This is a genomic window from Dyella sp. OK584, from assembly GCF_057787755.1.
The window spans coordinates 623,429-635,147 of sequence record NZ_CM173542.1; the positions used below are offsets into that span (position 1 = coordinate 623,429).

An 11,719-nucleotide genomic window follows, 5' to 3' on the forward strand; every position below is an offset into this window, starting at 1 on the left:
GCCTTCGACGGAACGGTACACCGGAACGCAGTCATCGCTTCGGACCGGTAGCCGCCACGCCGGGCCTCGCGGTGTGTCGGTGCTACATCGCGTGATGCGCGTAGCCCCAAATGCATCGCGCCGGCGCTCCTTGCGGGGCGCCGGCGCGATAGTGGCTTACAGCTTGAATTCGACGCCGAGGTAGCTGGTACGTCCGAAGTACTGGATCGTGCCGGTTTGCGACGGGTCGGAACCGAAGTAGGTGCGGGTGGGCTGATCGCTGAGGTTCAGCATCTGATAGACCACACGCCACTGCTTGCCGATGTCATACGACGCCTGGAAGTCGTACACGGTTTCCGAGGCGAACGTGACCATCTGGTTGGTCACCGACATCTGCGTGTCGGAGGCAAACTTCGAACGGTAGTTGCCGGACAGTCGGGCCGAGAACGGACCGTAGTCGTAGAACACCGCCGCGCTTGCCACGCGCTTGGACAGGCCCGGCAGACCGATGTACGAGGTCGGACCGCCCAGCGTGGTCGGGTTCTCCACCGTGCTGGAAGTCAGCGCGAAGTTGCCCTGCACGCCCAGGCCCTTCCAGATGCCCGGCAGGAAGGCCGTCTTGGAGAAAGACAGCTCCAGACCGCGCACATTACCGCCCTTGGCGTTGAAGGCCGTCTGATACTCACCGTTCAGATACGGCTGGCCCGTGGTCGGATCGGTCGGCACGGGGATGCCGGCCGAGGCGAAGTCGTAGTTGTTGTACGTAACGGCCTGGATGAACGACTTGATGTGCTTGTAGTACACGCCCGCGCTGGCGACACCGGTGGAGTCGTCGAAGTAGTGCTCATAGGTCATGTCGTACTGCGTGGCACGCAGCGGATCGAGCAGCGGGCTGGTACCGCCCCACACGTTGTACTGGCCGTTGGACACCCACGAGCCCGAGCCAGCCAGCATCTGGTTGATCGGCGGACGCGACAGCACCTTGGCGGCCGAGAAGCGCATCTGGTCGTCGTCGGTGAGGTGGTAGACCAGGTTCAACGACGGCAGCCAGTCGGAATAAGTCTTGCCGACGGTGAGCGGTGCGTAGTCGGAGCTGGTGTTGCCGTTGCCATCGGTGATCGGAATGCCGGCACCGTTGCCCACCTGCTGCAGGCCATTGCTGTACTGCGACTGGTGCGAGTAGCGCACGCCGACGTTGCCGGTCAGCGCGTGATCGAACACCTGCGCATCGATGTCGGCCATGAAGTACAGGTCGCGGGTCTTCTCGTCGACCTGGCCGCTCTGGATCTCCGACCAGCTCTGGTCGGTGATGTTCTTCACCGGGTTCGCGGTGATGCCATGGGCCGCCAGGATGGCCGTGCCATTGAGCTGCAGGAAGCACGGATAGCGCGAGAAATTGCCCTTCCAGCAGGTGACCTTCGCGGCACTCGCCGGAATCGACAGCGGCGCGCCCTGCGTCTTGTCCGTGTTCCACTCCGAACCATACACGTAGACCTCGCGGTCCGCGTTGTAGGTATGGTTGTTCATGTAGACACCGGCTTCCAGCGCCGACAGCCACGAGCTGTTGGGCATGTCGTACTTCACGCTGGTGCGGAACGCCTTCATCTTGTCGTGATAGATGTAGGGGTAGACGCCGTAACGCGACAGGCCCATGTCGGCGAGGTTGGTGTACAGGCCCGGGTTGGCGAACGACACCGTGCCGAGGCTGCGACCAGCCAGCTGGTAGGTCGTCGACTGCGCCATCAGTTGCGGCGTGGCCGTGCCCAGACCGCTGTACGGATCGGCCGTGGTGTCCACGTTGATCTCGTTGCTGGAAGCACGCGACAGCGACACGTCCGCATCGACGTGCCAGCGGTCGTGGTTCCACTTCATGTTGAGGCCACCAGAGAACACGCTGGTCTCGGTGCTGTAGTTGTCCGCCGTGGTCTCGTTGGAGAACTGCGTGGTGCCGTTGCCGCTGACCGTACCGCCGGTCATCGTGCCCATCGGACCGAGCACCGCATTGGTAATGTCGGCATTGCTGCCATAGATGTTCTGGGTGCGGAAGCCGTAGCCGAACGAGTTGTTCTTGAACTTGGAGTAGAACGCGTCACCGGAGATCTGCAGCTCGTCCGTGGGCTTCCACACCACAGTGGCCACTTCACCGGTACGACGCTCGGTGCCACCGTTCTGCTGCAGCTGCAGGCCCTGAGTCAGGTAGGCCTTCTGGCCGCTCGGCAGCGTGTAGAGATTGCCATCGGAGGCCTCACCCACGAATTGCTCGGCCGCGTGCGGCTGGTACATCTGCGCCACGCCCAGGCCGACGCCCAGCGTGTTGTCGAGGAACTTGCCCTGGTAGGCGGCGCTGAGGCGATAGCCGGTGGAGGTGGCGCCAGCCACGTCGCCCGCACGGTCGTTGTAGCTGCCGCGCGCGTCGATGTTGAGGTTCTGCTCCTTCGGTGCTTCCAGCGGGTTCGCCGTCTGCATGCCGATGGTGCCGCCCACGCCGCCGGTAATCAGCGAAGCCTGCGAGGACTTGTACACCGTGGCCATGTTGATCAGCTCGGACGGGTACTGGTCGAACTGGATGTAGTTGCTGCCGCTGGTGGACGGCTGCTCGCGACCGTTCAGTGTCGTCTGGATGAAGTTGCCCGAGAGACCGCGGATGTTGATCTGCGATGCCTGGCCCGCGATGCGCTCCGCGGACACGCCCGGCAGGCGCGTCAGTGCGTCGGCAATCGACTGGTCGGGGAGGCCGCCGATATCGGCGGAGGTGATGACGTTCTGGATCGTATCGGCGTAGCGCTGATAGTCGATCGACTTTTCCATGCTCTGGTTGTAGCCAGTCACCGTGATGGTGGACAGGCTTTTGGCCAGCTGCTCATCCTGCGTCTGCTTGGTCTTGTCGTCGGTCGACGGCGTCGAGGCAGCCGGCGTCGTCTGGCCATTGGCGGCAACACTGCCGTCAGCCTTGGCATCCGTATCAATCGGCGTCGCTTGAATGCCGGCGGTAAAACAAAGGCCGGACGCCAGCGCCAGGGCCAGCACATTACGTTTAAGAATCACCGTCTTCCCCTCCCACGGGTATGCACATCTATTGGTTTTGTAGTTGCCGCGGCAGTCCCCACAGACTGCCGCGGGCTACGCGCCAGTGCATGCCGAAGATTCGGAGGGCCCCGTCGCGTGGCGGCCATGGTAGGGCTGCGCCCAAGGGCGAACAGGTCTATGCATACGTATTCATGACCGCGTTTTTTTGTGCACCTTTGACAAAATTCTAATGGCAGCGCGTCTCCGGAGGATCAGCGACGCAAGCGTGTCGGGATCGTGCTCCTTCCACGCGATAGTCATGAGCCATGCGGTTTTCCGTGCGTTTGAACACATGGCCGGGCGCTACTTTTCCGCAAGGCAGAATGCGCGGCGAAGCGCTGCTGCATCGCAATATCGCGGTTTTCTGAATACGTATGCAGTCGAAGCGTCGCCTTCGCACTCTGCCTTTAAGCTGCCCCCGCGCTTCGTCTAGGCCATGGGTCTTCGCAGCGTTTGCATTGGGCGGGAACCTCGGGAACGCGACATGAGTGATGCACCCTGGTGGCTAGGAGCAGTCACCTACCAGATCTATCCACGCAGCTTCATGGACACCAACGGCGATGGCGTGGGTGACCTGCCGGGCATCATCGACAGGCTCGACTACGTCGCCAGCCTGGGCGTGGACGCGATCTGGATCGCGCCGTTCTTCCGCTCGCCCATGGCCGATTTCGGTTACGACATCGCCGACTACCGCGCCGTCGATCCGCTGTTTGGCACCAACGACGATTTCGATCGCCTGCTGGCCAAGGCACACACGCTTGGCCTGAAGGTGATGATCGATCAGGTACTCAGCCACACTTCCGCGGAACACGCCTGGTTCAAGGAAAGCCGCGAGAGCCGCGACAACCCCAAGGCCGACTGGTACGTGTGGGCCGACGCGAAGGGCGACGGCACGCCGCCCAACAACTGGCTGTCGCTGTTCGGCGGTTGCGCCTGGCAATGGGAACCGCGCCGCGGCCAGTACTACCTGCACAACTTCCTGACGTCGCAGCCCGACCTCAACTACCACAACCCGGACGTGCGTCTTGCGGTGCTGGCCGAGGTGAAGTTTTGGCTGGACAAGGGCGTGGATGGCCTGCGCCTGGACGCCATCAACTTCTGCTTCCACGATCTTGAGCTGCGCGACAACCCGCCCAAGCCGGAAGACAAGCGCGTGGGTCGCGGCTTCAGCCCGGACAACCCGTACGCGTTCCAGTACCACTACTACAACAACACACGCCCGGAGAACGTCGCGTTCCTCGAGGATCTGCGCGCGTTGATGGACCAATACAAGGACGTGGCGGCGATCGGCGAGATTTCTTCCGAAGACTCGCTCGCCACCACTGCCGAATACACCAGTGGCCGCCGCCTGCACATGGGCTACAGCTTCGAGCTGCTGACCGATGATTTCAGCGCGGCGTACATCCGTAGCACCGTGCAGAACCTCGAAGCGCAGATGCTCGAAGGCTGGCCGTGCTGGGCCATTTCCAACCACGACGTATCCCGCGTGCTCACGCGCTGGGGCAATGGTGATGCGTCGCCGAAACTTGCGAACCTGCTGAGCGCGATGGTGTGCTCGCTGCGCGGCTCGGTGTGCGTGTACCAGGGCGAAGAGTTGGGCCTCACCGAGGCCGACTTGCCGTTCGATGCGCTGCAGGACCCTTACGGCATCACCTTCTGGCCCACCTTCAAGGGCCGCGACGGATGCCGCACGCCGATGCCGTGGGACGGCGGCATCAACGCCGGCTTCAGCGTGGGCGACCCGTGGCTGCCGGTGCCTGCCGAACATCGCGCGCTCGCGGTCACCACACAGGAAGCCGCACCCGATTCGGCGCTCAACGGCTTCCGCGCCTTCATGGCGTGGCGCAAGACCCAGCCGGCGCTTCGCTGGGGCAACATCCAGTTCCTCGACGCGCCCGAGCCGGTGCTCGCATTCACGCGACGCCATGGCAACGATACGGTGTTGGCGGCGTTCAACCTTTCGAAAGCGCCGGTGCGGCTGCCACTGAACGGCCTCGGCAGAGTCACGCCGATCGACGGCCACGGGCTGGCCCAGGGCCAGCTCACCGATGGCGAGCTCACCCTGCCCGCTCACGGCGTGCTGTTCGCCCGCATCGACTGATCCATCTTTACTCCCCCGACGGCCGACGCACCCGCACGCGCCGCCGTCGGTTTTTTTTCGCACACCCGTCGCTCCTATATGATCGGACCACTGATCACTAGGAGTTCTCCATGCGTGCAGCGTTGATCATCCTCGGCATCGCCCTGCTGGCCGCCGGTGTGTGGGTCACTTTCGGCAACGGCAGCTACCAGACCACCGATACGCTGGTGCAGATCGGCTCGGCCAAGATCACCGCCACGCACGACAAGGCGGTTCCGCAATGGGTCGGTATCTCCGGCATAGTGATCGGCGCGTTGCTGGCGCTGGGCGGATTCCTCAAGAAAGGCTGAGCACCGCCATGCTTTCGCCCGTCATGCCAGCGCAGGCTGATGTGACGGACGGGCACGGCACCCGGATACCTTGGGAGAGAACATCCATGGAGCGACGCCAATTCCTGCGCCAGGCCGGCGCGACGCTGGCGGTGGCATCAACCGCCGGACTTGCTGCCTGCGCGAAGCAGACGCTGGCGCCCACCGCCGCGGCAGGTGCCGCCACATCACCAGGCACGCGCCTGCAACCGGACGTCATCGAGCTTGCGCCCATCAGGGCGAGCGTCGACCGCATCACGGGCGTGTATGTGTGCACTCGTCCGTTTCGTGCCGCCGGCCCGCGCATCGAGATGGAAAAGCTCGGCCACAAGACCATCGTGCACAACTACGGGCATGGCGGCAGCGGATGGTCGTTGTCGTGGGGCGCGGGCACCCTGGCGTTGCAGATGGCGCAAAGCACGGGCGCGCGCGAGCTGGGCGTGATCGGCTGCGGCGCGATCGGGCTCACCACCGCGCTGTTGGCGCAGCGCGCCGGTCTGCCAGCGCGAATCTATGCCAAGGAACTGCCGCCAAATGTGTTTTCCATGCGCGCATCCGGCTTGTGGACGCCTGATTCGCGTATCTGCGACGCGGCGCATGCGCCGGCGCTGGCCGATCGATGGGAGATGATGACGCGCATCTCCTACGCGCGTTACCAGAGCATGCTTGGCCTGCCTGGAAAACCCATCGAGTGGATCGACGGGTACTCGCTGTCCGATGCACCGTTCGGAAAATTTCACGGCGACGTGGCCGATGAACCCGAATACGGCGAGTTTGCCGACCGCGTGCGCGACCTGACACCGCATTCGGCGGAGCTGGCGCCGGGAACCCATCCGTTTCCCGAACCCCATGTGCGCCGCTACACCACGCTGATGTTCAACATCAGCAGTTACGCCAATCTGCTGATGTCCGAATTTCTTGCGGCGGGCGGCAAGATCGAGATCCGCGAGTTCAGCCATCCGGACGATTTGCTCAAGCTGCCCGAACGCACGCTCGTCAACGCCACCGGATACGGCGCGCGGGCGCTATTCAACGACGAGTCGGTGATTCCCATTCGAGGCCAGACGGCGCGATTGATCCCGCAATCGGAAGTCACCTACGGCCTTCGCACTCGCGATATCAGCGTGGTGCCGCGCAGCGACGGCATCATGGTTCAGGTGATCGGCGACATCGGCAATTTCAACAACGCCGACATCACGCCGCGTCGCGAGGATTCGGAAGCCGCCGTGCGCGAGTTGGCCGAATTGATGGCCAACATGCGACGCACCTGAAAAACCGCTGACGGGTTGGCACCACGCCAACGCGAAACCGACATCCCGCACGGCATACTCGACGTCTGTTTGGCCGAGCCCAGTGCCAGGGAGCTATACGATGAACGCCGTCGCACTTGCCATATCAAAGTGGCCCTGGCGCCTTCTGGCCGTTGCAGCATGCGTTGCGCTTCCGCTTTCGGCACAGGCGCAAGCGCAGATACAAATCACACCGCTACCCGAACAGAAGGCGGCTTCCGTCATCCCGCTCGGCGCGCATGAGCTTACGGCGAGCGACGCACAGCCGTGGATCGACGAGCAAATGGCCAAGGCCATGGCACCGGGTGCTGTCGTCGCGGTGGTGAAGGACGGCAATATGCTCGTGTCGAAGGGATACGGCTATGCCGATGTGGCCGCAAAGAAGCCCATTGATCCAGCGACCACACTGTTCCACGTCGGCCAGGTCTCGACGCTGCTCACGTGGACGGCGGTGATGCAGCTGGTGGAACAGCACAAGCTGGATCTCGACGCCGACGTCAATCGCTATCTCGATTTCACCATCCCGCCACGCGACGGGAAGCCCATCACGCTGCGTGATCTCATGACCCATACGGCGGGATTCGAGAATGCCCTGAAGGACCTCTCCATCACCGATCCGAAGCGACTCGAGACCAGTGAAGCGTGGCTCAAGCGCTGGGTTCCTGCTCGCATCCATCCCGCTGGCGAGGTGCCTGCCTATTCGAACTATGGCGGGGCACTGGCGGGATACATCGTGCAGCGCGTGTCCGGGCAACCCTTCAACGAGTACATGGCGAAACGTGTTTTCCAGCCTATGGGAATGCAGCACGCCTCGTTCGATCAGCCGCCTGGATTGCACGCGGATGAGGCCCTCGGTTATTCAATGCCTGCTGCTCCACTCCCGCGCCCTCTTTTCCTGCCCGTACCGGCCCTGGCCCTTTCGATCAGTGGCGAAGACATGGCGCGCTTCATGATCGCCCACCTGCAGTTCGGTCGCGCCGGCGAGGCACAACTGCTCGAACAGCCCACCGTGAAGCTGATGCACGACTACCAGCGGGCCACTATTCCGGGCCTGCCGGGCATGGCGCTTGGCTTTGCACATTTGGATCGCAACGGCGAGACCATCCTTGGACAGGAAGGAGGCATTCCCGGTTTCCACAGCCTCGTGGCGCTGTTTCCCGAGCGACATGCGGGCATTTTCATTGCCACGAACGGGAGTCCGGACGATCGTTCGCTGCAGCAACTGGTCGATGGATTCAGCGAACGCTATTTCCCGCCGCTGCCGCAACTGAAGTTGCCGACGCTGGCGACGGCGAAGCAGCACGCCGCACAGCTTGCGGGCCGGTATATGTCCAGCATCACCTCGCAAGGCAACGTGCTCGCGTTGCGCGACCTGTTCCATCCGGTATGGGTCAGCGCGGCAGCAGACGGCACGCTGCGCGTTCCCCTGCTCGGGCCGGCGCAATGGCGCGAGGTCAAGCCGTATGTGTGGCTGGACGATGCCAGTGGCAGGCATCTGGCTGCTGTCGTGCGTGATGGCAAGGTGCGCATGTGGTCGATCGATACGATGTCGCCTGCGCAGGCTTTCCTGCCCGCGACGGGCTGGTCGCCGGCGCGCGTGTGCAGCACTCTGCTTGTGTTGCTTGCGGCCTTTGCGCTGATCGCGTTGTCATGGCCCGTGGTGGCCGTGCTACGCCGTCGCGGTACCGTATCGGCGCTGACGGAGCAGGACGAGCGCTGGTATCGCCTCAGCCGCCTCACGGCCATCCTCTATCTGCTGTTCGCCGCAGGCTGGCGCCTGATGCTGCCACGGCTTGGCGCACCGCACCTCGAGTTGCACACGCTACTGCTGATGCTGATTGGCCTTCTCGCGGTGCTTGGCACGATTCCCGTCGTCATTGAGACCTGGCGCGCATGGCGCACGCCGGGGGCGTGGTGGCGGCGCGTCAGCGGTGTGGTGCTGCTGCTCGCATGCATCGCCGCGATGGCCTTCATCGCAAACTTTCATCTCCTGAGCCCGAGTCTCAACTACTGACGCCACATACCCTGTGCGCAACCGCGGTGTTGCGGCGTCACCGCGTTGCAGGTTTGCCGCGCGCAGGGTGCGCTCCTGCAGGTTCGGTTCGTAGAAAGGGCGGGGCCGGTACAATGGTCGGATGGATGTCTCCCACCTGATCGACAAGCTCAACGACGCGCAGCGCGAAGCCGTGTGCGCCCCGCCCGGCAACTATCTCGTGCTCGCGGGCGCTGGTTCCGGCAAGACGCGCGTGCTCACCCACCGCATCGGCTGGCTCACCCAGGTGGAGGGCGTGCCGCCGTGGGCGATCCTCGCCGTCACCTTCACCAACAAAGCCGCGGGCGAGATGCGTGCGCGCCTGGAGCAGCTGATCCCTGGCGGCACGCAGGGGCTGACCGTGGGCACCTTCCATGGCATTGCCCATCGATTGCTGCGCCGGCACTGGCGCGAGGCGGGCCTGCCGGAAGGTTTCCAGATCCTCGACGCGGATGACCAACTGCGCATCGTCAAGCGCGTGGTCACTGGCCTCGGGCTGGACGAGGCACGCTTTCCGCCGCGTCAGGCCACGTGGCAGATCAACCAGTGGAAGGACGAAGGCAAGCGCCCGGACAGCATCGAGCACCGCGATCATCCGATGACGCGCACGCTGGTGCAGATCTACCAGGCCTATGAGGAAGCCTGTCGTCGCGCCGGCCTCGTCGATTTCGCCGAACTGCTGCTGCGTGCGCACGAGCTGTGGCTCAAGAATCCGCATGTGCTTGAGCACTACCGCGATCGCTGGCGCTTCCTGCTGATCGACGAATTCCAGGACACCAACACGCTGCAGTACGCTTGGATTCGCGTGCTGGCCGGCCAGACGGGCCAAGTGTTTGTGGTGGGCGACGACGACCAGGCCATCTACGGCTGGCGTGGTGCCAAGGTGGAGAACGTGCAACAGTTCCTGCGCGATTTCCCCGGCGCCAAGACCATCAAGCTGGAGCAGAACTACCGCTCCACCTCCACCATCCTCAAGGCTGCCAACAGCGTGATTGCGCGCAACGGCGGCCGCCTGGGCAAGCAGTTGTGGACCGATGGCGGCGAAGGTGAACGCATCGCGCTGTATGCCGCGTACAACGAACAGGACGAGGCGCGCTTCGTCATCGAGCGCATTCGCGAATACATCGCCGAACATGGCCGGGCGCGCGATTGCGCCATCCTGTATCGCTCGAATGCGCAGTCGCGCAACTTCGAAGAGCAGCTCATGCAGCGCGACGTCCGCTTCCGCGTGTACGGCGGGCAGCGGTTCTTCGATCGCGCGGAAATCAAGGATGCCCTCTCCTATCTGCGCCTCTCCTCCAACCGTCACGACGATGCGGCCTTCGAGCGCGCAGTCAACACGCCGCCACGCGGCATCGGCGATCGCACGCTCGATGTGTTGCGCCGGCGCGCCCGTGTCGAAAATAGTTCGATGTGGGAGGCCGCGCTCAGTGAGTTGAGCGGCGGCAAGGAACTGGCCGGGCGTGCGAAGAATGCGGTGAAGGCTTTCTTTGTGCTCATCGAGGATATGGCGCGCGCCTTTGCTCCCTCTCTCCTCAGGGGAGAGGGTTGGGGTGAGGAGACGGACTTGTCGCAGTCTCTCGCTTCGAATGGCCCCTCACCCAACCCTCTCCCCGCAGGGGAGAGGGCTAACGGCAGCGCGATGACGCTTGCCGAACAGATCGACCACGCCATCACCCACACCGGCCTGCGTGACTTCTACGAGAAGGACAGCCGCGGCAATGCCGAATCGCGCGTGGAAAACCTGGACGAACTGGTGAACGTGGCCAGCCGCTTCGAGCTGACCCAGGACGACATCGATGCCGGCCTGAGCGAACTTTCCGCCTTCCTCTCGCACGCCGCGCTGGAAGCGGGCGAAGGCCAGGGCGAGGCGTGGGACGATTGCGTGCAGCTGATGACATTGCACTCGGCCAAGGGCCTGGAATTCCCGGTGGTGTTTCTGGTCGGCATGGAGGAAGGCCTGTTTCCCAGCCAGCGTTCGGTCGAGGACGAAGGTCGCCTGGAGGAGGAGCGCCGCCTCGCCTACGTGGGCATCACCCGCGCCCGCGAGCGCCTCTTCATCACCCATGCCGAGTCGCGCCGCATGCACGGCGTGGAAATGCTGGCACGCCCGTCGCGCTTCCTCGGTGAGATTCCACCCGAGCTGATCGACGAAGTACGCCCGCGCGTGCAGGTCAGCCGCCCGTTGTACGGCGCGCGTCCGAACTCCGGTTCGCTCTCGCTGGAGGAAAGCATGCCGCTGAAGCTTGGCCAGCGTGTGAGCCACCCGAGCTTCGGCGAAGGCGTGGTAGTGAGCGCAGAAGGCAGCGGCGCGCATATGCGCATCCAGGTCAACTTCGCCAGTAGCGGCAGCAAGTGGCTGGTCTATGCCTATGCCAACCTGACGCCGGTCTAGGTCGGCCTGCCCGGAAGGTGATTCACCACCGGCACGGAGGCTGGTCGCCAGCGCTTATCATCTGGCGGCTTAACGTGTGACGTGTCGAGCGGAACCCTTGGCCGTTGCCGGGTTCCATGTTCCCGGACCCTTCGCGACCCAGGCCAGGCCATGACAGCCAAGATCGATGACGATGCCTCCGAGTCACGCCGCCGCCGGCTCGACGACGACATCTGCGTGCACATCTTCACCGCCTCGGCCGCGATGGTGGGCGTGTGCCTCACCGTCATCGGCATCCTGCGGGTGGTGATTTCGCTACGCAAGGAAGACCTTCTGGGCGACGACCTTCTCGCAGTCAACTCGCTGCTTTACCTTTCGTCGTGCCTGCTGTCGTACTGGGCCCTGCGCACACGCAATACCCGTCGCAATCACCGGCTGGAGCGCACCGCCGATACCATCTTTCTCATCGCGATGGTGTTCACGGCGATCAACGCGGGCTTCATTACCTGGGCGATATCGGCCAGCTGAGCG

At 63.8% G+C, this 11,719-nt stretch carries 7 protein-coding genes; 6 read left to right on the forward strand and 1 reads right to left on the reverse strand.

Features of this window, described 5'->3' with window-relative positions; genetic code table 11:
• Positions 1–156: 156 nt before the first annotated feature.
• Positions 157–3,024, reverse strand: a complete 2,868-nt coding sequence (locus tag AC3CBN_RS02750) for a TonB-dependent receptor (RefSeq protein WP_488635293.1) — start codon at positions 3,022–3,024, stop codon at positions 157–159.
• 505 nt (positions 3,025–3,529) lie between these two features.
• Here AC3CBN_RS02750 and AC3CBN_RS02755 point away from each other — a divergent pair.
• The 6 genes from AC3CBN_RS02755 to AC3CBN_RS02780 all read left to right on the forward strand — a co-directional run bounded on the left by AC3CBN_RS02755 (position 3,530) and on the right by AC3CBN_RS02780 (position 11,716).
• Positions 3,530–5,146, forward strand: a complete 1,617-nt coding sequence (locus AC3CBN_RS02755; RefSeq protein WP_488635294.1) for an alpha-glucosidase family protein — start codon at positions 3,530–3,532, stop codon at positions 5,144–5,146.
• Positions 5,147–5,256: 110 nt separating this feature from the next.
• Complete coding sequence (locus AC3CBN_RS02760; RefSeq protein ID WP_488635295.1) at positions 5,257–5,475, forward strand: hypothetical protein; 219 nt, start codon at positions 5,257–5,259, stop codon at positions 5,473–5,475.
• 86 nt (positions 5,476–5,561) lie between these two features.
• A complete protein-coding gene (locus AC3CBN_RS02765) occupies positions 5,562–6,764 on the forward strand; it encodes an FAD-dependent oxidoreductase (RefSeq protein ID WP_488635296.1) in 1,203 nt (400 codons plus the stop codon).
• A gap of 100 nt (positions 6,765–6,864) precedes the next feature.
• On the forward strand, positions 6,865–8,796 hold the full coding sequence (locus tag AC3CBN_RS02770) for a serine hydrolase domain-containing protein (protein WP_488635297.1): 1,932 nt from the start codon (positions 6,865–6,867) through the stop codon (positions 8,794–8,796).
• A gap of 121 nt (positions 8,797–8,917) precedes the next feature.
• A complete protein-coding gene (locus AC3CBN_RS02775) occupies positions 8,918–11,209 on the forward strand; it encodes a UvrD-helicase domain-containing protein (protein WP_488635298.1) in 2,292 nt (763 codons plus the stop codon).
• Between the two features lie 150 nt (positions 11,210–11,359).
• Positions 11,360–11,716 (forward strand): hypothetical protein, encoded by a 357-nt coding sequence (locus tag AC3CBN_RS02780; protein WP_488635299.1) that lies wholly within the window; start codon positions 11,360–11,362, stop codon positions 11,714–11,716.
• The last annotated feature ends 3 nt before the right edge of the window (positions 11,717–11,719 follow it).